This is a genomic window from Austwickia chelonae, from assembly GCF_003391095.1.
In the GTDB taxonomy this organism is placed as follows: domain Bacteria; phylum Actinomycetota; class Actinomycetes; order Actinomycetales; family Dermatophilaceae; genus Austwickia; species Austwickia chelonae_A.
In genome coordinates this window covers 3,215,198-3,241,916 of the sequence record NZ_CP031447.1, presented here as the reverse complement: position 1 = coordinate 3,241,916, position 26,719 = coordinate 3,215,198, and the positions used below count along the sequence as shown (strand labels likewise).

24 protein-coding genes and 1 pseudogene are annotated in these 26,719 nt (G+C 64.4%); 19 read left to right on the top strand and 6 right to left on the bottom strand.

Annotation, left to right across the window (positions count from 1 at the left end; all coding sequences use genetic code 11):
• The first annotated feature begins 163 nt into the window (after positions 1-163).
• Positions 164-778 carry a TetR/AcrR family transcriptional regulator gene (locus DX923_RS14245; RefSeq protein ID WP_162873025.1) on the top strand — a complete coding sequence of 205 codons (615 nt, stop codon included), beginning with the start codon at positions 164-166 and terminating at the stop codon, positions 776-778.
• Here the strand turns inward: DX923_RS14245 and DX923_RS14240 are convergent.
• Positions 742-1,791 (bottom strand): NAD(P)H-dependent flavin oxidoreductase, encoded by a 1,050-nt coding sequence (locus DX923_RS14240; protein WP_116115762.1) that lies wholly within the window; start codon positions 1,789-1,791, stop codon positions 742-744. The two genes, DX923_RS14245 and DX923_RS14240, sit on opposite strands and share 37 nt — an antisense overlap.
• A 250-nt stretch (positions 1,792-2,041) precedes the next feature.
• On the opposite strand from DX923_RS14240, the gene DX923_RS14235 reads away from it, so the two are divergent.
• Entirely contained in the window at positions 2,042-2,455 is a 414-nt protein-coding gene (locus tag DX923_RS14235) for a prevent-host-death protein (protein ID WP_116115761.1), read from the top strand.
• On the top strand, positions 2,455-2,883 hold the full coding sequence (locus tag DX923_RS14230; protein WP_116115760.1) for a cytotoxic translational repressor of toxin-antitoxin stability system: 429 nt from the start codon (positions 2,455-2,457) through the stop codon (positions 2,881-2,883). Before DX923_RS14235 ends, DX923_RS14230 begins: the two co-directional genes overlap by 1 nt.
• Positions 2,884-2,902: 19 nt before the next feature.
• Here DX923_RS14230 and DX923_RS14225 read toward each other — a convergent pair whose 3' ends face one another.
• The gene (locus DX923_RS14225; protein WP_162873024.1) at positions 2,903-3,421 is read right to left on the bottom strand and encodes an MFS transporter; all 519 of its coding nucleotides are present in this window, start codon (positions 3,419-3,421) and stop codon (positions 2,903-2,905) included.
• Positions 3,422-3,554: 133 nt separating this feature from the next.
• Between DX923_RS14225 and DX923_RS14220 the strand changes: the two genes are divergently transcribed.
• Together DX923_RS14220 and DX923_RS14215 are read left to right on the top strand one after the other, a co-directional pair.
• Positions 3,555-4,625 (top strand): tartrate dehydrogenase, encoded by a 1,071-nt coding sequence (locus DX923_RS14220; RefSeq protein ID WP_116115758.1) that lies wholly within the window; start codon positions 3,555-3,557, stop codon positions 4,623-4,625.
• A gap of 71 nt (positions 4,626-4,696) precedes the next feature.
• On the top strand, positions 4,697-5,461 hold the full coding sequence (locus tag DX923_RS14215) for a response regulator transcription factor (protein ID WP_116115757.1): 765 nt from the start codon (positions 4,697-4,699) through the stop codon (positions 5,459-5,461).
• A gap of 40 nt (positions 5,462-5,501) precedes the next feature.
• On the opposite strand, the gene DX923_RS14210 is transcribed toward DX923_RS14215, so the two are convergent.
• The 3 genes from DX923_RS14210 to DX923_RS14200 form a co-directional block, all read right to left on the bottom strand.
• Positions 5,502-5,786 carry a pentapeptide repeat-containing protein gene (locus DX923_RS14210; protein ID WP_205413055.1) on the bottom strand — a complete coding sequence of 95 codons (285 nt, stop codon included), beginning with the start codon at positions 5,784-5,786 and terminating at the stop codon, positions 5,502-5,504.
• A gap of 195 nt (positions 5,787-5,981) precedes the next feature.
• Entirely contained in the window at positions 5,982-6,656 is a 675-nt protein-coding gene (locus DX923_RS14205) for a SanA/YdcF family protein (protein WP_116115756.1), read from the bottom strand.
• A 4-nt stretch (positions 6,657-6,660) separates the two neighbouring features.
• Positions 6,661-8,040, bottom strand: coding sequence for a UTP--glucose-1-phosphate uridylyltransferase (locus tag DX923_RS14200; protein WP_116115755.1), 1,380 nt, complete (start codon positions 8,038-8,040; stop codon positions 6,661-6,663).
• A 152-nt stretch (positions 8,041-8,192) separates the two neighbouring features.
• Between DX923_RS14200 and DX923_RS14195 the strand changes: the two genes are divergently transcribed.
• On the top strand, positions 8,193-9,977 hold the full coding sequence (locus DX923_RS14195) for an aminotransferase class V-fold PLP-dependent enzyme (protein WP_116115754.1): 1,785 nt from the start codon (positions 8,193-8,195) through the stop codon (positions 9,975-9,977).
• Positions 9,978-9,989: 12 nt separating this feature from the next.
• Positions 9,990-10,298 carry a monooxygenase gene (locus DX923_RS14190; protein WP_116115753.1) on the top strand — a complete coding sequence of 103 codons (309 nt, stop codon included), beginning with the start codon at positions 9,990-9,992 and terminating at the stop codon, positions 10,296-10,298.
• A gap of 60 nt (positions 10,299-10,358) precedes the next feature.
• Here the strand turns inward: DX923_RS14190 and DX923_RS14185 are convergent, their stop codons facing one another.
• Positions 10,359-10,706, bottom strand: coding sequence for a peptidoglycan-binding domain-containing protein (locus DX923_RS14185; RefSeq protein WP_116115752.1), 348 nt, complete (start codon positions 10,704-10,706; stop codon positions 10,359-10,361).
• Positions 10,707-10,908: 202 nt separating this feature from the next.
• Between DX923_RS14185 and DX923_RS14180 the strand changes: the two genes are divergently transcribed.
• From DX923_RS14180 to drmB, 12 genes and pseudogenes are all read left to right on the top strand, one after another.
• Entirely contained in the window at positions 10,909-11,211 is a 303-nt protein-coding gene (locus tag DX923_RS14180; protein WP_116115751.1) for a hypothetical protein, read from the top strand.
• Between the two features lie 124 nt (positions 11,212-11,335).
• Positions 11,336-12,328 (top strand): ABC transporter ATP-binding protein, encoded by a 993-nt coding sequence (locus tag DX923_RS14175; RefSeq protein WP_116115750.1) that lies wholly within the window; start codon positions 11,336-11,338, stop codon positions 12,326-12,328.
• Between the two features lies 1 nt (position 12,329).
• The gene (locus tag DX923_RS14170; RefSeq protein WP_116115749.1) at positions 12,330-13,133 is read left to right on the top strand and encodes an ABC transporter permease; all 804 of its coding nucleotides are present in this window, start codon (positions 12,330-12,332) and stop codon (positions 13,131-13,133) included.
• A complete protein-coding gene (locus DX923_RS14165) occupies positions 13,130-13,885 on the top strand; it encodes an ABC transporter permease (protein WP_116115748.1) in 756 nt (251 codons plus the stop codon). Before DX923_RS14170 ends, DX923_RS14165 begins: the two co-directional genes overlap by 4 nt.
• Before the next feature lie 471 nt (positions 13,886-14,356).
• Positions 14,357-15,342, top strand: a pseudogene (locus DX923_RS14160) (IS481 family transposase); the annotation flags it as partial.
• A 301-nt stretch (positions 15,343-15,643) separates the two neighbouring features.
• Positions 15,644-15,841: a helix-turn-helix domain-containing protein gene (locus tag DX923_RS14155; protein WP_116115747.1), complete on the top strand. Its 198-nt coding sequence runs from the start codon at positions 15,644-15,646 to the stop codon at positions 15,839-15,841.
• Positions 15,842-15,930: 89 nt separating this feature from the next.
• Positions 15,931-16,962: a DNA cytosine methyltransferase gene (locus DX923_RS14150; RefSeq protein ID WP_116116362.1), complete on the top strand. Its 1,032-nt coding sequence runs from the start codon at positions 15,931-15,933 to the stop codon at positions 16,960-16,962.
• 121 nt (positions 16,963-17,083) lie between these two features.
• Positions 17,084-18,016, top strand: coding sequence for a hypothetical protein (locus DX923_RS16875; protein WP_240322653.1), 933 nt, complete (start codon positions 17,084-17,086; stop codon positions 18,014-18,016).
• Positions 18,013-19,524, top strand: coding sequence for a hypothetical protein (locus tag DX923_RS14140; RefSeq protein WP_162873022.1), 1,512 nt, complete (start codon positions 18,013-18,015; stop codon positions 19,522-19,524). The genes DX923_RS16875 and DX923_RS14140 overlap by 4 nt, the downstream gene beginning before the upstream one ends.
• Entirely contained in the window at positions 19,512-21,224 is a 1,713-nt protein-coding gene (locus tag DX923_RS14135) for a nuclease-related domain-containing DEAD/DEAH box helicase (protein ID WP_240322652.1), read from the top strand. Before DX923_RS14140 ends, DX923_RS14135 begins: the two co-directional genes overlap by 13 nt.
• Complete coding sequence (locus DX923_RS14130; RefSeq protein WP_116115745.1) at positions 21,221-24,721, top strand: helicase-related protein; 3,501 nt, start codon at positions 21,221-21,223, stop codon at positions 24,719-24,721. The genes DX923_RS14135 and DX923_RS14130 overlap by 4 nt, the downstream gene beginning before the upstream one ends.
• On the top strand, positions 24,718-26,628 hold the full coding sequence (drmB, locus tag DX923_RS14125) for a DUF1998 domain-containing protein (protein WP_162873021.1): 1,911 nt from the start codon (positions 24,718-24,720) through the stop codon (positions 26,626-26,628). The genes DX923_RS14130 and drmB overlap by 4 nt, the downstream gene beginning before the upstream one ends.
• The last annotated feature ends 91 nt before the right edge of the window (positions 26,629-26,719 follow it).

Below are 26,719 nucleotides of genomic sequence, written 5' to 3'. Positions count from 1 at the left end.
GGGCAGCCCGGCAGGCATGTCCGGGAGCCAGACTTCGACAGTACTGCGCACCGACCGCCGACACCGGCCTGTCGCACACCCCGCCGACGGGGCCGACACCGGCCGACCCGCCCGCCCTCCGTACACTCCCTCAGGAGAGGATCGCCCAGGCCAGGAGAGCGCCATGCCGAAGATCCAGGCCCCCACCGTTGCCGAACACCGTGCGATGAGGCGACGCGCCGTCGTCGACAACGCCGTCGCACTGCTGGTCGAATCCGGCCCGGCCTCGCTCACCCCTGCCGCCGTCGCCAAGATGACCGGACTGGCCCGCACCAGCGTCTACCAGTACTTCCCCACGGCTGGCGACCTTCTCGCCGCAGCCTTCGAGGAACTCCTCCACGGATGCTGCCACGAACTCGACGAAGCGCTCGCCCACGCCGGCGACGACATCGACGCCCGCATCGACGCCTACGTCCGCACCAGCTTGATCGCCGCCCGCCGTGGACACCGCCCTTCTCTCTTCGCCGGGGGCGACCTGCCCCAGCCCTGTCGGGAACGCCTCCGCGCATTGCACCGGCAGATCGCAAGACCCCTGCGGGACATCGTCGAGGACGCCGGCATCCAGGACGTCGACACCGTCACCGGACTCGCCGAAGGTGCGATCCACGGCGCAGTGACCCTCCTGGAACGAGGCACGCCCTTGGACGACGTCGTCCGGGAGACCGGACTCTTCCTCCGCCGCGCACTCGGACGGAACCGCCTTCAACCACGCCCCGCAGCGAGCCGCCGAACAACTTGAGCCGCAGGTTCTTCGGTCGCCGCTCGCCACCCGGCCCCGGCCCAGACCGACACTCCACCCAGATCGCCTTCGGCTGCCGACGCCGCACGCAGCGGAGCGGTCAACCGGTTGACCGCCGGATATGCCGCAGGCACCTGGTCCTCGTGCTCTTCCACGAACCGGTTACGCAGCCCCCGCGCAGCACGCCCGGTGAACGCCCTGGTCACCACCGAGGTCGATGACGGATCCGATAATGCCATCCGGTGGATCGCGCCGGTTCCGGCCTCCGGGGTCAGCAGGAAAGCCGTCCCGGCCTGTACGGCGACGGCCCCGGCGGACAGCGCCCGCCGGACGTCGCCGGACGTGGTGATTCCTCCGGCGGCGATCATGGGCAGCCCGGTCGGGGCGATCATGGGCAGGAGGGCGAGGTGATCGAGGGTGTTGGGGGTGTCTTCGACCCGGTGGGTTCCGCGGTGTCCACCGGCTTCGAATCCTTGGACGACGAGGGCGTCGACGCCGAGGTCACGGGCCTCTTCGGCTTCGTCCGGGGCGGTGACGGTGGCGACGACGGTGCTGCCGACGGCGTGAAGGTCTTCGACCACATTCTGTCCGGGCAGCCCGAAGGTGAAGGAGACCACGGGGACGGGGTCGACGAGGGTGAGCAGGGCGATCTTCTCCTCCCACTGGTCGTTCTCGTTCCAGTCCGGTTCGGGGAGCTGAACGCCCAGTCGGGCTGCCTCGGGTAGCAGTGCGCCGCGGTAGGCGGCGACATGCGCGTGGAGTTCTTCGGTGCGACCGGGGGCGGGGGGCGGTGCAGGGACGAAGAGGTTCACGCCGAAGGGGCGGTCGGTGAGCTCGCGTACGGTGGCGATCCGGTCGGCGAGCTGCCGGGTGTCCAGGTCGCCGCCGGCGAGGAAGCCGATTCCCCCGGCTTCACCGACTTCGGCGACCAGTTCCGGGGTCGAGGGTCCGCCGGCCATCGGGGCGGCGATCACTGGGACATCCAACCGGGCGAAGTCGATACGAGCGGCCATGGGCTCACCCTGTCATGGTTTTCCGGTGGGTCTTCGGCTCTGGGGAGTGGATGGTGGTCGACGGTGGCGCTTCCCATGTCGTTCACCGGCGATGAGGGCGTTCGATGGGGCGGCTGGGGGAGGCGACACATGCCCAGGACGTGCTTGATTTGGATCGGAAGCGCAAGTGCCGATAGGTGCCTGTACATTATGTACTTCAATTACTTGCTGTACATGAACTAGGTTCTAGGCTCGAAGAGAAGAGAGCGCGATGCCATCCGTGGAGTTCGCTACCGTCACCGAGGCCCGCGCAGGGTTCAAGGCGATGTTCGAGGCAGCTCAAAACGGCGGAGCGGGCTTGGTCCACCGTGATGGACATCGTTTTGCTCTCGTCGACGCCGACCGGATCGCCGATGCATTACACGCCGCCTTACCGATAACTCCTGAGGTGTACTTCGAAGAAGATGTGGTCGGCCTGGCGCTGCCCGGAGCACCATTTGCCGCCGAAGGGAACGATCTCGAAGAGGCCGCCGAGGAGATGATCGAGGCGCTGCGTGAGTATGCCCAGGACTGGGAAGAGCTCCGTCACGCGCCTAATCACGCGCACCTGTCTCTTCTGGTCCTTTTCGTCGTTATCAGTACGAACGAGAAGCTCAAAGCTTGGTTGACCGGAGAACAGGCCTGATGTCTGTCCCGGCTGCGACACGGTCAGACCACAAGAAGTTCTGCACCACCGAAGGATGGGTCGAGAAGCACAACGCCCGGGGGAAGAAAGGTTCGCACCATCTCACCTTCACCCTTTCTCTGCCGGACGGGCGTGTGCTCCGGACACGGATCTCACACCCGCCGGACAGCAAGGACGGCTATGCGCCGAGCACGTGGAAACACATTCTGCGAGACCAGCTGGACGTCACCGAGGACCAGTTCTGGAACTGCGTGAAGGACAAGGTTCTTCCGCCACGGTGCGTACCTCCGCCGTCGAACAGAGGCATACCGGTCGACCTCTATCGACTCCTGACGGTGCAAGCAGGGCTGCCCGAATCCCACGTGCGGAAGATGACGCGCGACGAAGCGGTCCACGCCGCGCAGACCTACTGGACCAAGAACGCCTGACCGCTGTTCCGGCGAGTGGTCAACGTCCCTGAGCAGTAGCAGCCACTCCAGCCAAAGGTCTGAGGCCACGCCGTCCGTGCACCAGGTGGTACAAGGGGATCGCCGCCAGGACGACCACGGCGAGCACGGCGCACATCCCCCGGTAACCGGCGGACGTGACGAGGACACCGAGCAACATCGGCCCCACACCGGTCCCGACGTCGAACAGCAGGAAGAAGGTGGAGGTGGCTAGCCCGATCCGGTCGCCGCGCACATCGAGGAGACGACTGGTCAACGGGCGGCAGGTGACGGTGGTGACGGCATACCCGAGGAAGAAAAGCCCCGCCGACTCGGCGACCCCGGCCTCCACGGCGTCAGCGCCGAAGGTCTGCCGGGTGTACTGGGCCATGGTGGGCATGAACAGGTAGAAGACCATGGCCAGACAGAAATTGCTCGTACTGAGCAGGATGAACGGGCTCGTCCACAGGTGTTCCGGTTCGGCACAGACATGTGCCGACAGCACTCTCGGGATCCACTCCCGGCGAGGTCGTGCCCCCATTCCCCGATCTCTTCTTCCCGCACCTGACGAAATGCCCAGCCATGGGTAGGGGAGAGCGCGACATCCGGCGTACATCGGTTGCGTGCTAGGCAGAATGTATGCACAGCGTGCCGCGCGGACGATACTGTGTCACATGAGAACCCATCGCGTCGCCCTGATTCCTGGTGACGGTGTCGGCCATGAAGTGCTGCCTGCGGCCTGGGCGGTGCTGACCGCTGCAGGGGCCCGGCACGGTTTCTCCTTGACCGGCGAAGAATTCGACTGGGGATGCGAACGGTATGTGGCAACCGGGTCGATGATGCCGGCCGACGGGGTCGCCCAGCTGCGTCACCTCGACTCGATCCTCCTAGGAGCAGTGGGCTTTCCCGGCGTCCCCGATCACATCAGCTTGTGGGGGCTGCTGATCCCGTTACGCCGCGAGTTCGACCAGTACGTGAACCTACGCCCGATCCGGGTGTTCGACGGTGCACCCGGCCCCTTACGCGACGCGGTGGGCACAGACCTGGTGGTGGTCCGGGAGAACGTCGAAGGCGAATATTCCGACGTCGGCGGGCGCGCCTACACCGGGACGCCCTGGGAACAGGCCAGCCAGCAGTCCCTGTTCACTCGACGAGGGATCGAACGGGTGACCCGATACGCCTTGGACCTGACGCAGCGCCGTCGGGGACGGCTGACCAGCGCGACGAAGAGCAATGGCATCATCCACACCATGCCCTTCTGGGACGAGGTGGTGGCCGACCTGGTCGAGCAGCGGCGTATCTCGGGCCAGGACGTGGACTTCGCCTCCGAACACATCGATGCGCTCGCGGCAAAGATCGTTCTACAGCCGAAGGAGTACGACGTGATCGTGGCTTCCAACCTCTTCGGTGACATTCTTTCCGACCTGGCTGCGGCGGTGGCCGGCTCGATCGGCATCGCCCCGGCGGGGAATATCAACCCGGAGCGGGAATTCCCGAGCATGTTCGAGCCGGTGCACGGGTCGGCACCGGACATCGCCGGGCAGGGGGTGGCGAATCCGTTGGGGGCGATCTGGGCCGGGGTGATGATGCTGGAGCATCTGGGTGAGGCGGAGGCGGCCGCCGAGGTTTTCGGTGCCATGACCGCTGTTGTCAATCAATCTGTGTGTCTCACAAGAGATTTAGGGGGCTCGGCGTCAACGCGGGAGGTGGCCGACGCCGTGATCGAACGCCTCCCGGCGGGCTGACCTGCGCAGCGGGCATCGCAGGAGTAGGAATTCCACTCACAATGAAGTGAGTCGGTGGGCCGGGAGGTGATATGACGCAGCGAAGACAAGTCCTCATCGTCGACGACGAGGCCCACGTCCGTCACCTGCTGCGCCCGTACCTGGAAAAGGACGGTTTCGCTGTCGACGAAGTGACGACAGGGCTCGACGCCGTCAGCACGGCTCGACGTATCCACCCCGATGTCGTTCTGCTCGACCTCGGCCTACCGGACATCGACGGCCTCGAGGTCCTCCGGAGGCTTCGGTCCGGCAGCGACGTCTGTGTCATCCTCGTCAGCGCACGTACCGACGAGGTCGACAAGCTGGTGGGACTCGCGGTCGGTGCGGATGACTACATCACCAAACCGTTCAGCCCCCGGGAGGTCGTCGCCCGGGTCAATACGGTGCTGCGTCGGGCCAGCCGGGCGATCGGGGACCCCGCATTGATCGATGCCGGGGAGATCCGGCGCTTCCCGGATCTGATCGTCGACTGCCGCCGCCGTGAGGTCTACGCCAAAGGGTGCGAAGTCTCTTTGTCCACATTGCAGTTCGATCTGCTGTGGGCGCTGGTGGAGGATCCGGGGCGGGTCTTCTCCCGGGCGAAACTGCTCGAACGCGTCTGGGGTTACGACTTCTACGGCGATGAACGAGTCGTCGACGTGCACGTCCGTAATATTCGCAGGGCCCTGGGAGATGATGCCGCGCATCCGCGGATGATCGGCACCGTGCGCGGTGTCGGTTACAAATTCCTCCTGCGCCCCCAACCGGTCACCTGGTCGGGGGCGCACTCGGTTGCCAGAGCGGGGATCTCCGAGTGACCCGGGTCGGTCTGCCGACGGAGCCGGTCGGTGACCGGGGTCAGCCGAAGAGCCCGGCCTCGGCCCAGAAGGCGATGACATCCTGATCGTTGGCCGGCGTATCGGCCTTGGACTGCGTGAAGTTCGACTGGGTGAAGTTGCTCTGCGTGAAGTTGGACTGCGTGAAGTTCGACTGGGTGAAGTTGCTCTGGGTGAAGTTCGACTGCGTGAAGTTCGACTGGGTGAAGTTCGACTGCGTGAAGTTTCCGGCATGTGCGGTGCCACCGATTCCGCCGGCGAGTCCGAGACCGAGAAGGGCGGCAGCAGCGGTGCGGGAAATATTCATGGGGTCCTCCTGGAAGCAAAGGCGAAACTTGTTGATGACCAGACAAGTCGGCCCCTGTGAAAGCACAGGTAGTGAGCCTGTGAAGCTTCTGTGAAGCGGGTAGGAGCCCCGGATCCAGAGCAATTCACCAGAAGGTGACGGGAAGGGAAGAATCGATCGGAAAGCGTTGTCCCCCAAGGCTGTTCCGAGTCAGAATCAGTGGTGACGTACCGCGTCCGACAGAGAAGTCTCCACCTGGCCCAGCGCGGGGTCCCGTCGGGAGATCACATCCCAGGCAGCCTTGACCCCGGCGAAGAACTCCCGCTGCTCGCCGGCGACCCAGGTGTCCTCGCTCAGCCGCCCGCTCTCGTCGCCGACACCCACGGCGTCCAGCCCGAGCGCATGGCAGATCGCCAGCGCACGAGGCAGGTGATAGCTCTGGCTGACCACGACGAGCGAGGAGGCTCCGAAGATGTCCCGGGCGCGACGGCACGAGTCGTAGGTGTCCAGGCCGGCATGGTCCCGGACGATCTGCTCGCCGGGCACCCCTTTGCCGACCAGGTAGTCGTACATCGACTGTGGTTCGTTGTAGTCGTCCCGACGGTTGTCTCCCGAGACGAGGATCGCCTTGACGGCGCCACGTGCGTACAGGCTGCGGGCGATGTCCAACCGTCCGGCCAGGTACGGCGTGGGCGTGCCATTGGCGCGGAGCCCCGCCCCCAGGACAAGTGCCACGTCCCGGGCCGGAACACTCCCCACCGGATACATCCGGCCGGAGGACGCCAGGCGGACCCACAGCCGACTCGCCCCGAGCGCGCCGCAGATCGCTCCGGCACCTAGGGCAGCGAGACAGCCCGTGCCGAGAAGAACCCTGGCGATCGGCCTTCTCACCCGGTCACCGCAGCACCGTGCCGTCGGGGATCTTCTGTGGTTCGTCGCGGTCCTCCAGGACGACCTCGCCGAGGCAGGAAATCTCCGACCCGAACGACCAGTCGCCGTGCACGGTCAACGAGGTCGTCTCCTTCAACGAAGGCGACCCGTGGGGGAAGCGCTCCTCGAAGTCGGTGATCCGCCGGTAGTACCGGTCGTCGAGATCGATGGCCGGGATGGTCGGGCTGACCCGGGTGACAGTGCCGTCGTCGGCGGCCTCGTAGGCGTCCGAACGCATCAACAGCAGATCGTTGGTGGTCTTCACCGGGAGGAAGCGGGTGCGTTCGACCTCAAGGGCCTGTGCTCCGTCGAAGATCTCCACGGCGGCGCCCATCGCGCTCTCGATCTGGTACACCTTCGGCGACGAGGGGTCGGCCGGGTCGACCGTCTTGGCATTGCGGATCAGCGGGAGGCCCAATACGCCTTCCCGGGTGCGCAGCACGTCCAGCAGTTGTTCGAGATCGAACCACAGATTGTTCGTGTTGACGAAGGCATGGATCTTCTCGTCGGTGAAAGAAGCCATGTCCTCGTCGGAGGTCTGCGCGGTCTCCCGCAGGACGAGGCGCCCGTCGGCTTTGCGGACGGCCAGGTGGCCGCCCTTACGGTCCCCGACGGTGCGACGGCAGACCTCGGCGGCATAGGGGGCCCCGGAGGCGGCGAACCAGCCGGCGATACGCGGGTCGGGAGCGGCACCGAGATTGTCCGAATTGCTGACGGTGGCATAGCGGAAGCCCAGCTCGACGAGTTTCTCCAGGATGCCGGTGGCCAGCAGCGCCGTGTACAGGTCGCCGTGCCCTGGTGGGCACCATTCGAGCTCGGGGTTGTCCGGCCAGGAGACCGGGGTGAGGTCGTCGGCGCGCAGCTTCGGCTCGGAACTCTGGACGAAGTCCAGGGGGAGCCCGTCGTAGGCGATGTCGGGGTGGGCCTTCATCGCCTCGAGGGTGTCTGCGCTGGTGCGGAAGCTGTTCATGAACAGCAGGGGGAGACGCGCACCGTGTTCCTGGCGAGCATGACGTACTTGGGCGCAGATCAGATCGAGGAAGCTGCGTCCGTCGCGGACCTCGAGGAGGGATTTCGCCTTGGACATGCCCATGGAGGTGGCCAGTCCGCCGTTGAGTTTGAGGACGACGGTGCGGTCCAGCGCGGCCCGGGCCTGTTCGTCGTCGACGTCGATCTCGTTCAGATGAGGTGGCAGGGGGAGTGGGTCGATGCTGCTCTCGGGGATGAGTCCGGTGGCGCCGTTCTCGAGTTCTCGGTAGTAGTGGCTGAAGACGTCGATCGCTTCCTGGCAGATGCCCTCGCGGGCCATCTTGTCCTGCGCCTGTACCAAGCCCTCTGCGCTCATGCGACCAGCTTATCTGGGGCACAAGGCGTTACCGGTGGAGGTCGTAGGGCTAACAAAAGGTTTGTCTGTTGACTCAAAAATTAACTTGATGTTATGGAAGACTGAAACAGATTGTTCTTGTCCTCGGCCGCGCAGCAGCGCAACGTAGGGATATGACCAGCGCTGCGCAACACCAGAACGTGACCGACACACCAGGGTCCACCCTGCCGGGCGACCCCGGAAACATTGCGGTCGCCCCTGTCGAGACCCCCTTGCTGCGCACCATCCGGGAAGCCGTGATCGGCGACGATCTCGTGATGACCGGCCCCTACGGGCCCCGCCGAGTCACCTACGCCGACTACACCGCCTCCGGTCGGGCACTGTCCTTCATCGAGGATTTCGTCCGCGACGCCGTCCTGCCGTCCTATGCGAACACCCACACCGAATCCTCCGGTACCGGCCTGCAGACCACCCGCCTGCGCGAGGACGCCCGCCGGATCATCCACGAATGCGTCGGTGCCGACGACGGCGACGCCGTCATCTTCTGCGGAGCCGGTTCCACCGCGGCCATCGACAAGATGGTCGGCATCCTCGGCATCCGCATCCCCTCCGAACTCGACGACCAGTACCAACTCGGCGAGCACATCCCGGCCGACCGGCGCCCCGTGATCTTCATCGGACCGTACGAACACCACTCCAACGAACTGCCCTGGCGGGAGTCCACGGCCGATGTCATCGAGATCCGTGAGGACCGTGACGGACACATCGATCTCGAAGAACTCGAAGCCCGCCTCGTCGAGTACGCCGACCGTCCGTTGAAGATCGGTTCGTTCTCCGCCGCGTCCAATGTCACCGGCATCGTCACCGACACCTGTGCCGTCGCCACCCTGCTTCACCGGCACGGTGCCCTCTCCTTCTGGGACTTCGCCGCTGCCGGGCCGTACATCGACATCGACATGCACCCCTGTCAGCAGACCTTCCCCGATGCGCACAAGGACGCCGTCTTCCTCTCCCCGCACAAGTTCGTCGGCGGGCCCAGCACCCCCGGTGTACTCGTCGTCCGCCGGGAGCTGTGCCGCAACCGGGTACCCGACGTTCCTGGCGGCGGCACGGTCGCCTACGTCAACCCGGTGGACCACAGCTACCTGCCCGATGTCGTCCACCGTGAAGAGGGCGGCACCCCGGCCATCGTCGAATCGATCCGCGCCGGTCTCGTCTTCGACCTGAAACGAGCCGTCGGCGTCGATGTCATCCGCGCCTTCGAGGACCACTACCTGCGTCGCGCCGTCCGCGCCTGGACCAGCCACCCGCAGGTCGAGATCCTCGGGAACCTCGATGCCGAACGCCTCTCGATCACCTCCTTCGTGGTGAAAGCACCCTCCGGGAAATATCTGCACCACAACTTCGTGGTCGCCCTGCTCAACGACCTGTTCGGAATCCAGTCGCGGGGCGGCTGCTCGTGCGCCGGGCCGTACGGGCACCGCCTGCTCGGTATCGACCTGGAACAGTCCAAGGAATTCGAGGTGGAGATCACCGGCGGGTGCGAGGGCATCAAACCGGGATGGGTGCGGGTCAACTTCAACTACTTCGTCTCCGAACGGGTCGTCGACTACGTCATCCGCGCCGTGGAACTCGTCGCGGAAGAGGGGTGGCGGCTGCTGCCCGACTACCGTTTCGACCCGGCCACCGGTCGGTGGCGGCACCAGGCCGGGCCGGTCGAACCCCCGCTGCGCCTGTCGATGCTGGACTGGGACGAAGGCCGCTTGACCTATCCGTCATCCCATGTCACCGCCCCGGAACGCGCCTTGGCCGGATACCTGGAGGAGGCGCAGAAGATCTTCACTGCAGCCGCCGAAGACCCCGAGCGTGACCCGCAGAGCTGGGGAACGCCTGCTGCTTCAGCTGAATTCGAGCACCTTCGGTGGTTCGAGCTGCCTGCGGCCTGCCTGGAGGAGTGACAGGCTAGGACGATGAGTGCCGTCGCCCTGCAGATCGATTTCCCGTCTCCTGGCCCGTGGGGGGAGGAGATGTCGGAGGCCTACGCCGGGCTCGCCCGCCAGATCGCGGACGAGCCCGGCCTGCTGTGGAAGATCTGGACGGAGGACGCGGCCCAGGGGATCGCCGGTGGCATCTATCTCTTCACCGACCGCGCCCACGCCCAGGACTATCTGACCCGGCACGAAGCCCGCCTGGCCGGATTCGGGATCACCGACATCCGGGCTCGGATCCTCGACGTGAATTTTCCGCTGAGTGCGCAGACCCACGCGCCGGTGCGTTGAGGAACAGGAATCTCCCCGTCTCACTTATCCAGTGACGCGCTGCTTCACCGTTCAAGCCGTTCAAGCGCGCACTTTGTTGAGAAATTGCTGCAAGGCCCTGACCGTGGCGGGTCCGAAGGAGCCGTCCACGGCGATGTGATATCCCAACCTGACGAGGAATCTCTGCAGGGCGCTGATGGTTTTAGGGCCGAAAGAGCCGTCCACGGCGAGACCCTCATTGGCGCGGTTGAGGAACCGCTGAAGTGCCTTGACGCTCTCCGGACCGAAGGATCCGTCCACGTCTATCGCTGCGATTCCGATGGCAGTGGAGGCCGCTGTGGAGGTGTTGGACTGTGTGGATTCTGAGGCGAAGGCGGACGGGGAGATAAACCCTGCTCCTGCTAGTGCTGCAGCAATTCCCACGGTCATGATTTTCGAGGTGCAGCTTTTCCTTGCTCTTTACCCTTTGTTCGCTGAGGATTTTGAGATTCTGTTCGCCTGTGAAGCCACCTCCGCCGGGGCTCGTCGTGGTGGCCGGTGCCGTTGAGCGGGCGCTGTCCTGCGCGTCGCCGCAGCGCAGCGCGTCCCTCATGTGAAAATCCGGAGAAATCAGACTTTTCCGGGAGTGGCGATGAGCGAGATCAGTTCGGAGGACACCCACCAGCGGTGGTCCTGGCCGCGGCTCGACGGGGTCGAGTCGATCCTCGGTGTCGTCATGGCCGTCACGACGATCCTGCTGATCGGCGGGCTCCCGCCGCTGTCCCGCATCGCGTTGACCATCGTCCTCACCGGGGCCGCAAGCCTGCTCTGCCTCTACCTCGGTATCAAGAAGGGATACCGCGGGGACCGCGAACACACCCCGTACTACTTCGTCGGATCCCTGGGGTGGGGCATCCTCTCGATGTCGATCTTCCTGAGCAGCCGCGCCGGGTAGCGACCCGCGAACAGCAGGTAACACCATGCCCGCCGGGGGCGTGGGCTGATGGTTTCGTCATCGGGAAAAGCGGTGGAGACCGCCGCGGCGAATTGTTAGCGTGAGCCGACCCCGAGGAGAGCTGATGACCGACGGTACGAGGGAAAGGCCACCTGATCCGGCGCAAGAGGAGAGCCCGTCGCCCTCGGCCGACGACCTCGTTTCGGCCCGTGGCCTGCGCAAGGCCTATGGCACCTTCGAGGCCGTCAAGGGCATCGACATCACCGTGCGCCGTGGCGAACTCTTCGGTTTTCTCGGCCCCAATGGTGCCGGCAAGTCCACGACCATGCGCATGATCGCCACGGTCAGTCCTCGTACCGGTGGTGACCTTCAGGTCCTCGGGCTGGACCCGGCGGCCCACGGCTCCCGGATCCGGGCCCGGCTCGGGGTCTGCCCGCAGGAGGACACCCTCGACAAGGAACTGTCCGTCCGGGAGAACCTGACCGTCTACGGACGCTACTTCGGGTTCTCCCGCCGTCACGTGCAACAGCGGGCCGACGAACTGCTCGACTTCGTCAAGCTCACCGAGAAGGCCCACGACCAGGTCGAGGAGCTCTCCGGCGGGATGAGAAGACGACTGACCATCGCCCGCTCCCTGGTCAACACCCCCGACCTGCTGCTGCTCGACGAACCCACCACCGGTCTCGACCCGCAGGCCCGTCACCTGCTCTGGGACCAGCTCTACCGGTTGAAGCACTCCGGGGTCACCCAGATCCTCACCACCCACTACATGGACGAGGCCGAACAGCTGTGCGACCGCCTCGTCGTCATGGACGGCGGCTGCATCGTCGCCGAAGGGTCACCGGCCGAACTCATCCGGGCCCATTCCACCCGTGAGGTCGTCGAAGCCCGCTTCGGGGCGATCACCCCTCAGGAGATGGCCACCGTCGCCACGAAGCTCGACGGTCTCGTCGACCGCACCGAGACCCTCCCCGACCGGATCCTGCTCTACACCGACGACGCCGACCACACCCTGGCCGCCGTCCACGCCCGGGTGCGCGCCGAGACGACCCTGGCCCGCCGGTCCACCCTGGAGGACGTCTTCCTCCAGCTCACCGGCCGGGCCCTGATCGACTGACATGACGACGCTCCCCGACAGCCCCGGGCACCTGGCCCTGGTCGCCCGCCAGTTCGACTACTGGGCCACCGTGTACCGGCGCACCTGGCGTGGATCGGTGGTGAACTCCTTCATCACCCCGGTGCTCTACCTCACCGCGATGGGGGTCCTCCTGGGGCGGCTCGTCGACGGCTCGGGGAACACCGTCGGCGGGGCACCGTCGTACCTGCATTTCGTGGCGCCGGGGATCCTCGCCGGACACGCCATGCAACTGGCCGTCGGGGAAGTGCTGTGGCCGGTCCTGGGCCTGCTCAAATGGAACAAGACCTTCTTCGGGAAGATCTCCACGCCGCTGCAGCCGATCGACGTCCTCCTCGCCCACCTGGCCTTCATCACCTTCCGGGTCGCCACCGCCTGCGCGGTCTTCATGGCGGCCATGATCCCCTTCGGGGTCTACCGGACCTGGTGGGGCGCGCTGCCCGCCTTCCTCACCCAGCTCCTCGTCGGCCTGGCCTTCGCGACGCCCTTCTACGCCGTGTCCGTCACCGCCGAGACCGACGCCAGGTTCTCGATGATCCTGCGGCTCGTCGTCATGCCGCTCTTCCTGTTCTCCGGGGCTTTTTTCCCGATCACCAATCTCGCCGAACCCCTGCAATGGCTGGCCCGGGCGACCCCGCTGTGGCACGGCGTCGAACTGACCCGCATGTTCCTGTCCGGTCTGGTGACCTGGCCCGCAGCCGCCGGACATGTCGGCTACCTCGTCGTCCTGGCTGTTGCCGGGGGCTGGGTCACCCTGCGACGCCTGGAGAGGCGGCTCATCTCATGAACGCCTGGCGACTGGTCGGCCGGCACGCCCTCGTCTACCGCCGTGCCTGGGTGGTCTTCCTCAGCGGCTTCCTGGAGCCGGTGTTCTACCTGCTGTCGATCGGTGTCGGCGTCGGCGCGATGATCAACGACGTCCAGGCCGCCGGGCAGACCGTCCCGTACGCCGTCTTCGTGGCCCCCGCGATGCTGGCGGCCTCGGCGATGAACGGTGCGGTCATGGACTCCACCTTCAACATGTTCTTCCGGATGAAGTACGGGAAGGTGTACGAGGTGGCCTTGGCGACGCCGCTGTCGGTGGGGGACATCGCCGTCGGAGAGCTCATCTGGTCGCTGGCCCGCGGCGGGATCTATGCCACAGGATTCCTCGGGCTGATGGCCGCCATGGGGTTGACCCTCTCCTGGTGGGCGCTGCTGGCCGTCCCCGCGACCCTGCTCATCGGTTTCGCCTTCGCCGGGGTGGGCATGTGGGCGTGCACCTATGTGCGCAGCTGGCAGGACTTCGAATTCGTGACCCTGGTGATGATGCCGATGACGCTCTTCTCCGGCACCTTCTTCCCCGTGGACACCGTCGAGGGGCCGGCCCGCTGGCTCGTCGAGGCGACCCCGCTCTACCGGGGCGTGGCGCTCTGCCGCGAACTGACCATCGGCGTCCCCGGTTGGGCGAGCGTCGTCTCCGTGGTCTACCTGGCCGTCATGGGGGCCTGCGGGCTGTGGCTGGCGCGGCGTCGCCTCGGGCTGCTCCTCCAGAAATGACGCCGTCGGTGGCCGGACGCCCCGCGGGGAAGCTCACCCGGCCACCGGCGACCGGCCGTCAACGCAGCGAAGCGCCTCGGGTGGCGATCACCTCGCGGTACCAGTCGAAGCAGAGAGCCGGGGCACTGCGGCAGTACACACCTGCGGACGGCGTAGTTGACCTCCTCGGCCTTCTTCGCTGTCACCACGTCCTGCGGCTCAGAGGTCTCTCGAAATACCAGTTATGGTGCGACATCGGGCCAGTTCAAACCAATAGGGGGCGTACTCCCTGCCCAGTCTCCAGAGGGTGAGGTTGTCCCACCGCCGGTGTAACAACCATGGAGTGCAGGTGCTGGACCCCTCCTTGATTGACGACGTCTGATGTTGCGGGTCATGACGTTGTAGTCACGGGGCGGGAATGAAGGAATGGGCCCCGTGACCGGCACGACGGGTGGTGTTGAAGCCGTCCACCTGCTGGAAGAGACCCGTTCCATGACCCACCGTAATGCCCCGTTCACACCTGCTGGAAGGCAGCGTGCCGTCGATCAGGTATTCAAGGCTGGTCGGCCGATTTCGCACGTCGCGGCTGAGTTCCGGATATCCCGCACCGCGCTGTCGAAGTGGGTGGCTCGTTACCGTGGACTCGGTGCGCTTGGTCTTGAGGACCGATCCAGCCCGCCTCTGTCAGGCGTCCGTCACTGCTGGCTGCGTGGGTGGTCGAACTGATCGAGCACTGGCGACGCAAACACCAGTGGTCCGCTCGCCGGATCACTCGCGAGCTCGCTGACCACCATGACCTGCGGTGCTGCATGCGGACGGTGACACGCTGGCCGGACCGCCTAAGGCCGAACCGGATCCACGACATCACTCCTGATGGTGAGGACCTGCGCCAACCAGGGAAGATCATCGTCCGCTACCCCGGGCACATGGTCCACATGGACGTGAAGAAGGTCGGGAAGATCCCCGACAGCAGCGGCTGGTGGACCCATGGCCGCGGCAGCATCGAGACACTGGCCAGCAAACGTGCGCACAAGCAGAAGGTCGGCTACACCTACCTCCACTCCATGCAAGACGGGCACTCCCGACTGGCCTACACCGAAGCACTCCAGGACGAGAAGGCAGCCACGACCATCGGGGTCTTCCACCGCGCCCGAGCCTTCTTCGCCGCTCATGGCATCACGCAGGCCACCCGGCTGATCACCGACAACGGCGCGAACTGCACCTCGCACGCTTTCGGTCGTTCGATCAACGCGTTCATCGGCCGGTACCAACGCACACGGGCCTACGCGCCCCACCACAACGGCAAGATCGAGCGCTACCAGCGACTGATGACCAACGAGTGCTTCTATGCCCGCGCCGACAACTCAGAAGCCGAACGACGCAACGCCATCGAGATCTGGGTCCACCACTACAACTACCATCGATCCCACACCGCCTGCGGCGACCAGTCCCCAGCCTCACGCCTCCACACCAGCGTCGGCGGTCACCACATACCGTCTAGTGAAAGCGAAAGGTGGGCAGCTATGGGAAGGGCTCATCTCCCGCTCCCAGGCGCGTGGCTGTATCCAGAGGAGGGATCTGGGCCTCGTTGCGCGATGAAGCCACGCCAGTCGCCGGAGGCGGACCCCGATTCGGCAACGGCACGTTAGCCGATTTGTGCAGCAGGTTGCTGCGCATTTGGGCCGCGACTGGTGGCCCAAATGCGCGCGCTCCCACCAAAGTCAAGCAAACCCGGCTATACCGGGTTAGGCTTGGCAGAACCCGAGTCAGGAGTCTCCGATGTCGCAGCCATGGCTGAGCGCCGAAGAGATCGCGGTCCACCTCGGTGTCACTAAGGACACGGTGTACGCGTGGATCAGCGATCGCGGCATGCCCGCGCACAAGGTGGGTCGTCTGTGGAAGTTCCAGAGCAACGAGGTTGACGACTGGGTCCGTCAGGACCAAGGGAGCATGACGAGTGAGGGCACTGGTTCGTGATGCCCTCGAAGTGCGCCGACCAGAGCTGTTCGCAGAAGTCCGCCGGGAAGGACCACCACGCGCAGATCCCGGGTCCTAGCGGAAGTGGCATGTCGCTCCCGAAAATTGTCAGTCTTTTCTCAGGGGCGGGAGGGCTGGATCTGGGATTCAGAAACGCTGACTTTCCACTCGCCTTTGCCGTGGACCTCTCGCCTGCTGCTATTCGCACACACCGGAGAAACTTCGTCGACACGGTTTCAGTCGCGGCAGATCTAGAGCAACTGGGTCCGGACGGAGTCCTTGCGCAGCTGAAGGACCTCCTAGCGCCGGGCGAACCCATCGGAGTGATCGGTGGTCCTCCGTGCCAGGGATTTTCGAGGGCGAACACGGGCTCAGTTCCCAACGATCCGCGCAACCAACTTCCACTGCTGTATCTCCGAATCGTGGAGGCACTCCAGTCCAAGTACCGAGTGGAGTTCGTCCTCTTCGAGAACGTCGTCGGGATCCGGGACGCCAAGCATGCCGTCACTTTCAGTGGCATTATGTCGAAATTCAAAGAGATCGGCCTGACGCCAGTAGTAGATGAGTATTCGGCACTCGATTTTGGGGTCGCCCAGACCAGAAACCGCGTCATTATCTCTGGCTTCCGAGATGAGGTGGTCGCCCGCGGTTTCAAACCCAACAGGGGTGCTGCAAAGGGTCTAACCGTACGGTCTGTCATCGGGGGCCTGCCGGAGCCGACGTTTTTCGCTCGTGGTCTTGAGAAGTCAGCCATTCCGTACCATGAGAATCACTGGACGATGAGGCCGGTGTCGAAGCGCTTCTCTGCCCCCGAAGGTGCGCAGCGCGCAGGACGGAGCTTTCGGCGCTTGGAGTGGGACAAGCCCAGCCCCACGGTTGCTTACGGGCACCGCGAGATCCACGTCCATCCGGATGGGCGCCGACGCCTCAGCATTTTCGAGGCCATGCGATTGCAGGGGTTCCCGCCTGAATTCGTGCTCGAGGGGACGTTTTCGTCTCAGGTCGAACAGGTCTCCAACGCCGTTCCGCCTCCGCTTGCCGAGGCGCTGGCGACGGCAATCAAGGCGGCGATGCGTAAAGCAGGGCACCGATCGTCGGCGGGTGAAGCGCTCAGCGCGTGACAAGTGTTGGTGCCCTGGGTCCCGTGGCCACACGCTGCACGGAGTCGCATGCCGTTGGTGGCACTGGCTAGGTTTGCCTGTGCGCATTCGAGGCGAGATCGAGTTGAAAGAGGTGCCTGACATGGCGTCTCCTAGCCGCCAGCCGACTCGACTCGCCCTTTCGGAGAGCCTCGACGAGCCCGCAGACGCCGCACGTTGGATCGGTCCCATGCTGGCATTGGGAAGCCGCGCGGCGCGGTACCAACTCAGTCATGACCGGCAGCTGATCATCGCGATTTCTGTACCCAGTCGGAACTACGCGGCGGCGCTGATTGGTTGCGGCTGGGTGCTCACGAGCAGCGCACCTGTCTTGCCCGACCCTCTTGACACGCTGAGGGCGATGCAACCCGGGCAGGCGCTGCGCGCTGTCAACAGTGGCCAAGTGGTCACTGGGACCTTCTCTTACCTCGACGAAATGACATATCCGCCGGAGGCACATTTCGCAGGTTCGAGGTGGCGTGTCGAAGGCATCCGCGCGCTCGCTCCTCTCACGGACCTGGACACGCCCGAACGCGAAACTCGTCCGGAGCCCGGAAGCATCGAACATATGGCCCGCATGGACCTCAAGTGGGACGCACGGCTGGCGCGTCCGGCCGCCGATCTCGCGATCGTCGGCACATTGAAGTGGCTGGAGTTGGATTTCGACGCCTATCTGGCGAAGGAAGGAGATGGCCTCACGCCAAGCTCGATCCGGGCCTTGCTCAAACCGAAAACAACCAAGGCTGCGACCTGGTACACACGTGTGCTTCCTTCAGCCTGCCTGGCCGACCACCTGCCGCTCCCGACAGATCTGAAGGCCGTCATTCTGGATGGGAACGGTGCTACCAGGTATCTCGGGGAGATTGAAGCCCCAGTGGTGATCTGCGTTCTCGATCGCTCGGTCGCGGACGAAACTGCCGCCGAACTCATTACACAGCTGAGGAACACGCGCGGCGAGCCACTGTCACTTGCGGATGACCTCGGCTGGCCGCTCCCTGGCGGCGTTGAAGCCCTGGCGTTTACGGTGGGGATATGAGCCGGGTCGTCGCGCTGAACCAGCGCTACGCCGCTTCATCCAGCCTCGCGCAAGAGGGCGTCGAGATCGTAGCAATCGGAGACCCCGCTGGTGCGCGCTTCAACGTCGCCGTTCGCCGACTACTCGGGCTCGTACGGGAGGAAGGCGGCGCCTATTTCGACGACCTCGTGGGTGCGGCAAAGGCGTTGCGATGGCGGCAGATTACCCAGCCTCAGCCAGCTTCGTTTAACCCCGGTCGCGAGCATCTCGCTACGGAGGTCATTAAGCATGCACGTCGCCTGCGTGGCGCGATCGGGGATCAGTCCCTGCTCGATGAACTGGTTTCCTCTGCAAGCGTGCTAGCCGAGACGGACTCCGAGGTCGGGTCGGCCCTTCTGAGGTCGATCGGCGAGGTGGGGGTGGACGCGTGCGTTGTCGTTGCCGCGAGCAGGGCCGCTGCGACGGGACTTGAGCCGTGGCTTCGCGACCACGGAGTCCTTGTCCTGACGGCGGGTGAACTCGAGCGCGAGCAGCCGGAGCGCGAGCAAGCATATGTTGTCGGGCCGCCGAGGTTCTACCGTTCGTCGCTTGTCACGGCCCCTGTCACGGAGATGGTGAGTTTCCTGCTGCCTGCATGGTTCGGCGACCGTACTGTCCCTTGCTCAGCGATCGCACCGTATGCCGAGGGCGCCATTCGCATTAAGGCACGAGTGTTCATAGAGGGTGACACCTCCGAACCCGTCGTTGATCTGCCAGGCGAGGATAACGAAGACGAGTACCTGCCGCAGCCAGTTTGGGGGAGCCGACGGGAAGGCGAGCGGGAGCCCACGAGTGAGGAGGTTGAGGCACGAAAGCTGCTCCTCAGTGGCAACCTCGCGATGTGGCTCGACGATGGTGATCGCATTCGTTCCCTCGACCCTGACCAACCTTCCGGTGAGCGCGTCACCTATATGGACGTTCCCGCGGTCCGGCCAGGCACATACTTGCTGCTACGGCAGGGTGAGACGGAACGCAGTGCGCTCTACCAAGGAGCGATCGCGCGGCTTCCTCACGGCGATGCCGTCGACGGGTCGCAAGCTGCGTGGAAGCGGCTATTGGCGGAGCGCATTCATGCGGTTGGCTACGGACAAGTAGTCCGACAGTTGCGGGACGTTGGGGTCAAGACCGCTGACCGAGCGCGAGCCTGGACTGATCCCAGCCTGATCCGGCCGGCCAACGATAAGGACCTCGAGAGACTCCTACGGTGGCTTGGCATCCCGGTGCAGCCAGCCTTCGACTACGCCACCACGCTTCGAAAGACTCTGTACCAGGTGAGCGCCGAGATCGGCAGGCAACTCGAAGCTGCTGTCGCCGCCGCGGAGCTGTCTGAGCTGGACGTTAGTGGACATCTCAGGCTTGACATCAAGACGGAAGGTTTCCGCGGCATCCTTGCCACTCGGGTTCTGGCCGTTTCTCCCTTCACCGAGATCGTAGCGCGGCGCGATGCAAGGGTGCCGTTTGAGGATCGGAGCGGGCAATGGCTCGAATGATGCCTGCCTTCTGCCCGGACGACGCCCCGCCGGGCGAGAAGGCCATTTATGCCGCGCTGCGCTACAGCAAGGACACCGAGGATTGGTTGGTGCTCCATTCACTGAGCATCGCCGACCATGTCCGTCAGGTCGAGGGCGAGGCCGATTACGTAGTCATCGTCCCCGGCACCGGCATCCTCGTTATCGAGGTCAAGTCCCACCAGTCAATCGACCGGAGATCGGACGGGACCTGGAAGCTCGGCAACGACGCTCCCACATCGCGCGGACCGTTCCAGCAGGCGAGTGAGGCGATGCACAGCCTGCGCTCCTATTTGGAGAAGAAGAACGTCGACCTCCGCTCTATCCCGATGCTCTCGGCCGCCTGGTTCACGGGAGTGCGCGCCCGAACCATGCTGCCCGCGAGCCCCGAATGGCACGACTGGCAAGTCATGGACTCTGAAGACCTAAAGTCCGCACCTGCTGCCATCCTGCGCACCCTCGCGGCAGGCACCGCGCACCTCGACGACAAGATCAAGCACTTTTCCTACGGTGGCGTCGGGCCGGGCCCTGAGACGGCTGAGCGGGTCGTCCGCCTCCTCCGTCCCAAGTTTGAGCTGGTCACGGTCGCCGGGGATCGCCGACGTGCCCGTGAGTCCCAGCTCGTCACCTTCGTCGAAGAACAGTACTTGGCACTCGACGTGGCTTCGGACAACCACTCCGTCCTGTTTACGGGACCAGCGGGATCGGGCAAGACGTTCCTAGCGATGGAGTCCGCCCGCCGCGAGGTCGTTACCGGGAAGCAGGGCCGACTGCTGTGCTTCAACCGCTTCCTCAGCAAACGACTCACCAGCGATCTGGCGCACCTTGAGGGGCTCCACGTCGGCACGTTCCACCAAGAGCTGCTGCGTTTGGCAGCGGTGGACCGTGTCCCGGAGGCTGCTGGACCCCAGTTCTGGGGTCAGGAGCTGCCCGAGCGGGCGATGGAATCGCTCATTGACGGTGACGGTTCGCTGGTCTCCGACTTCCTCATCATCGATGAGGCTCAAGACGTCGCCACCGACTTATACCTCGACGTCCTTGACCTCATGGTCACTGGAGGGCTGAAGGAGGGGCGTCTGCTCCTGTTCGGTGACTTCGAACGACAGGCCATCTTCGACAGCGAGGCCGGACGAGGCCGACTGCGATCACGCGCGCCCTACCTGTCGACCCACAAGCTGATGCAGAACTGCCGCAACCTGCCGCGCATCGGCTACCAAGTGAATCTGCTGAGCCACCTGCAACCTGGCTACCAGCAGTTCCGTCGACAAGACGATGGCATCGACCCCATCTTCTGCCAGTACCAGGCCGGTCAAGACCAGACGACGCTCCTCACCACAGCGATTCGCGGGCTCAAAGGCGACGGTTATGAACTCAGCGAGATCGTCGTCCTCAGTCCTCTTCGCGACGCGTCCACCGCAGCCACCACAACCGACCCGTGGCTCCGGCAGATCTTGAAGCCTGCCAACGGGCTCGCTCCCCGTGCCGGTCAGGTGCGGTACTCCACTATCCATGCCTTCAAGGGACTAGAAGCCCCCGCAATCGTAGTGACTGACCTCGACGCCGCCACTACCACGGACAACTTCGACTCATTGCTTTACGTCGGGCTCACCCGAGCCACCGACCGTCTGATCGCACTCATCGAAGCCAGGACACTCCGTCACGCCGTAGGAGGAACCACATGAGCGGACTTCAGGCCCGCGCCATAGTCGAAGCCGAACTCCGGCGCGAACTGTTCGGCCCCCTCGGCTCGGAAGACCCGACCGGGAAGCCAGTCGACTGTTCGAGTGGCACGCTCACTTTCGCAACGGCCGAAGAAGGCCGAGGACAGTTCCATGACAGCACCACGCTGCAGGAGATCCTGACCATCGGGACGCCTCTCACACGTTACGGCATTGGCGTGCTCTACAGCGGAGCCTCCATCGGGGGAACAGCAATAGCGGAGTCTGGCGCTGAGGATGTCGACCTGACGGGCATCCCTGGTGTTGCACGCAATGAAGAGGACCCCGACGGGCCGCCCGTCGAGATCCAAGGCTCGCTTCGGCATGACGAGGCCGACTCCGATGACTTCGACCTGACCGACGCGAACAGCTTCAAGCCTTCGGCGATGGCGATCTCGTTCCAGTGCCGTATACCGGACGACGGCTCATTGAGCGTCACCGTAACTGGTGCCCATTACGAGAAGCTGAGCGTCCACATCCCGGGGGTTTCGAAGGCGGTCGACTGGTGGCGCCGCCGTCCATTCACGCTTGCTGGGTCGATACCGGCAAGTGTCCTTGTCAAGGAGACCCATTGCCTCAAGATCGTCGACACCGCGCCGGAAGGCGACCCACCTGGCATCGCGCCGACTACGCGTCTCTTCAGCCGCCCAGTACCTGGAGTCGACGATCCGGAACTGCGCCTGGTGACGGTGGCGGTGGTCAATCAGGTGATGGGCACTGGGCCGAGCAGCGCCCTGTTCCAGATGGGCTTCACCGTCGCAGCCTCTGGCGGTCTGGTTATCGAACCGTACCCCGAGGTCGAGCTACCCGACCGTGACCAGGAAGAGCAGTCGATCGATCTGCTGTACCGGAACAAGCGCACCTACGCCATCGGGCATGGTTGCGCCGCCGAGTGGGAAGGCGGTGCAGACGCTCCCGTCCCGCTGGTGCGCGCTGTGGCGTTGCCGGCCTATGAGGTGGTCAGCCTGACCCCGAACATCTACCTGACCAATGAGGACGGGAGTTTCCGTTTAGACGCGGAAGGGCAGCGTCAGGCGGTCACCGTCAGCATGAAGGAGCTGGCCGACGGGACTGCCGACGGGCAGGCTCAGGTGGAAACCGTACTGCGTCTATATGGTGAATGGATCGATGCGCGGAAGGCCGAGATTGACGATCTCCCCATACGCTTCCGTGACGCGGCCCGGCGGCACTTGTCGCTGGGAGAGACGGCCCTCGACCGCATGAAGACGGGCTGGCAATTGGTTGGCTCGGATCGGACGGCGCAGCAGGCGTTCCGATGGGCCAACGAGGCGATGCTCTTTCAGCAGGTGCGTTCCAACTTCCCGCTGCGTGAGGTCGAGCGGGGCAAAGACGATGTGCTTCGTGTCAAGGGGACGCACCCCGTGCCGATGATTCCGCCGGGCAGGGGGACCTGGCGTCCTTTCCAGATCGCCTTCATCCTCGCCAGCCTGCCTGAGCTGGTTGACCCCTCTCGTAAGACTCGCTCCTTGGTGGATCTGATCTTCTTCCCGACCGGTGGTGGCAAGACCGAGGCATACCTGGGGGCGTGCGCTATCAGCCTGTTGGCACGCCGGTTGCGTGACCCCGATGACGCGGGCACCGACACCCTGATGCGGTACACGCTGCGACTGCTGACCGCCCAGCAGTTCCTGCGTGCCGCCTCGCTCGTCTGTGTTCTGGAAGCGATCCGTGACGACCACCCCGATGTGCTGGGCACCTCGCCGTTCGGTATTGGCATCTGGCTCGGAGGCTCGTCGACCCCGAACAGTTGGAAGAAGGCAGTCGACGTTCTCGCGCGGCTCCGGCGCAACCCCTACGAGCAGAACCTGTTCCTGCTGCTGCGCTGTCCGTGGTGCGGAGCCCAGATGGGCACCAAACCCAAGGGCAGGGGTGGGCAGGACGTCGTCGGCTACGAGCAGATCGGTCGTGACCGGGTTGTGCTGCGCTGCGTCGACTCGCAGTGCCGCTTCTCGCGGCGTTCCGGACTGCCGGTTCATGTGGTCGACGAGGACATCTACGAGGTACGTCCCTCGATCGTGATCGGGACTGTTGACAAGTTCGCCATGATGGCTTGGCGTCCCCAAGCCAGGAGCCTCTTCGGCTTGGACGAGCAGGGCGATCGTGTCGTCTCTCCGCCCGGCCTGATCATCCAAGACGAGCTGCACCTGATCTCCGGGCCGCTCGGTTCGATGGTCGGCTTGTACGAGCCTGTCGTCGATGACCTATGCACCGACCGACGAGGTGAAGAACCCATCCCGCCGAAGATCATCGCCTCCACGGCAACTATCCGCCGTTACGAAGACCAGATCAAGGGACTCTTCGGCCGCGAAGAAGTTGCACTTTTCCCGCCGCATGGCCTCGAGGAAGGCCGCTCGTTCTTCGCTGAACCCGCGCGGTTGGCGGATGGATCGCTCGAACCAGGGCGCCGCTACATCGGAGTCATGAGTGCCTCGCTTGGCTCGATGCAGACCGTCCAGACCCGTGTGGCCGCCGCGACCCTGCAGGCGGTGACCAAAGTGCCTGAAGAGGATCGCGACGGGTACTGGACGAATCTGAACTTCCTTAACTCCCTGCGCGAGCTCGGTAACACCGTCTCGCTACTGGAGTCTGACGTACCCGACTACCTGACCGGATTGGTTCGCCGCGACGGCATCGATCCTCGCTGGCCCAACCGAACGATGGAACTCACTTCCCGGCGCCGCTCCGACGAGATCCCCAAGGCCATCGAACAGCTCCAATCCCGCTACCTCCCTGGCCAGGACCGTCAAGAGGCCATCGACATCTGCCTCGCCTCTAATATCATCGAGGTGGGTGTCGACATCGACCGCCTCGGCCTCATGACCATCGTGGGACAGCCCAAGACCACCGCTCAGTACATCCAGGTCTCGGGTCGCGTTGGCCGTCGCGCGGATGTCAGTCCCGGATTGGTGATCACTGTCTACGGGGCAGCGAAGCCTCGCGACCGTAGTCACTACGAGCGGTTCCTGACCTACCACCAGCAGCTCTACGCTCAGGTCGAACCCACTTCGGTGACGCCGTTTGCCACTCCGGTGCTTCGCAGGGCATTGCACGCTGCCGCGGTGGCGTACGTCCGCCAGGTCACACCGGAAGGTCTCCCGCCGTACCCGTTCCCCTCGACCGAGTACGAGGAAGCCATCGAACTGCTCCGACAGCGCGCTCTCGTCGCCGACGCCGATGAGGTGCCTGTGCTGGAGAGGATGGCTGACAAGCGGGCCAGGCAGTGGGATGGCTGGGAACGCACCATTTGGGAGGCCAACCCGGCTCCGTGGGGAGACCCTAAGCAAGGTCTCATGCGATTCGCGGGAACGTTGCCTGATCTCGACAGCAAGGCCACCATCTGGGACGTGCCCACGAGCATGCGCAATGTCGATGCCGAGTGCCGACTGGCCATTTCAATGGCATACGCGCACGCCGATGCCGAAGTGGAGGACACACTATGAGTACCGGTGCAATGAGGCGAGCCCAGCTCGTCAGCCCCTTCGGCGTCGGCGCCATGAGCGTCCTCGTAAATGGAACTTCCGTCATCACCGGGGGCCTTGATCACTGGTTCGAGACGGACGATCAAAGCAGTCTGGCTCTGGAGGAGTATCAAGAGCATGACTGGCGGCTAGAAGCTCGGCTCCGTGTCTCGGAGTTCCGACTCCCGCCGGACTACCGCTACCAAGGTCAAGGCAACGACAACCGTAATGTCAAGCTCACTGTGCCGGTGCTTCGATTCCCGCGCTGGTGCTTCTGTATGTTCTGCAAACGCCTTGAACTGTCGACTCTCACAATGCAGCAGGCGGTCGTCTGCAAGGACAAGAAACACGCTGACTGGAAGTACAAGCCGCGCATGTCACAAGTGCCCTTCGTGGCCGTCTGCGCCGCCGGTCATCTCGATGACTTCCCGTTCGACAAATGGGTTCACCGCGCCCGCCGACCCTCGTGTACGGGAACGCTGCGCCTGAAGTCAGTCGGTGGAGGCGGACTCGAAGGCCAGCGGGTTGTTTGTGATGGCTGCGAGAAAGAACGGACGCTACGCGGCATCACCGAGGCCCGATTCGTCAATGGGGAAGAGCGAACAAACCTCAGCGATCAGTTGTGCTCACCAGAGGACCCCTACCTCTGCACGGGCGCCCGGCCGTGGCTCGGCCTGCCTGACGGAGCCTGCGAACAGCCCATGCGCGGCGCTCTGCGCGCTGCCGGAAACGTGTACTTCCCGAAGGTCGAGTCCTCGATCTACCTGCCGCGCAAGGAAGGCGCGGTCAGTGCCGAAATGCACGAATTGATGCGCCACCCGGCAGTTAGCACGACAATGCGAACCTTGCATAGCATCTTCGGGGAGAAACTCGAGGTTGAGATGTTGCGAGCCCAGCTGCTCAAGAATGTTCCGCCGGAGCTATTTGTCCCAATCGCTGACGATGAACTGATCGCTGGATACCTCGACCTCCTCGGCGTCGGAGCAGAGGAACCCGAGTCTGGCGAAAACTCTGATGCCGAAGTCCTCACCGGAGATGACGAATGGCGCTACCCCGAGTTCAAACACATCCGGGAAGTCCCCAAGGACGACTACCTGACAGCCACCAACCCTGGCATCCACATAAACCTCAACCCCTATCTGGAGCGAGTCCGCTCGGTCGATGTTCTCCGCGAGACCAGAGCACTCAGAGGCTTCACCCGAGTTCGGGATGATGTATTGAAGCTGAGCGCTGGCAAGGCGTTGCTGCGCCGACAGCCACTGCCGCCCGTCCAGGACTGGCTGCCGGCTTACGTGGTGAAGGGTGAAGGCATCTATTTCGAGCTTGACCCGGTTCGGCTGGGAGGCTGGGAAGCCCGCGCCGAGGTCCAAGCGCGCGCTCAACAGATTACTGACCACTATGGACAGGTGGCCTCCCAGCGTGGCCTCCAAGAGCGCACCCTAACGCCGCGCTTCGTGTTGCTGCACACGCTGGGACATTTGTTGATCAACCAGTTGGTGTTTGCCTGCGGCTACAGCTCTGCTTCGCTCCGTGAGCGGCTCTACGTCTCGACCACCTCCGGGCGCGAGATGGCAGGCCTCCTTATCTACACAGCCGCTGGCGACTCCGAAGGAACGATGGGAGGTCTGGTCCGGATGGCCCGTCCCGACAATCTGCTGTCGGTGTTCGCCTCGGCGATCTCGGATGCCCGCTGGTGTTCCGCCGACCCGGTGTGTATGGATGCTGGTGACAAGGGACAGGGTCCGGATTCCTGCAACTTGGCGGCCTGTCATGGTTGCGCCCTGTTGCCCGAAACCAGCTGCGAGGAGTTCAACCGCTTCCTCGACCGCGGGCTCGTCGTCGGAACATTTGCGGATCCGACCTTGGGTTACTTTTCGACTTCTTCGTAGTTCCCGAATCGTTGGGCGACAACGGTCTCCAGAATTTCTTCGACAACATCCGCCACATCTTCATGCTCTCAACAGTGCTAGTGTTATGAGT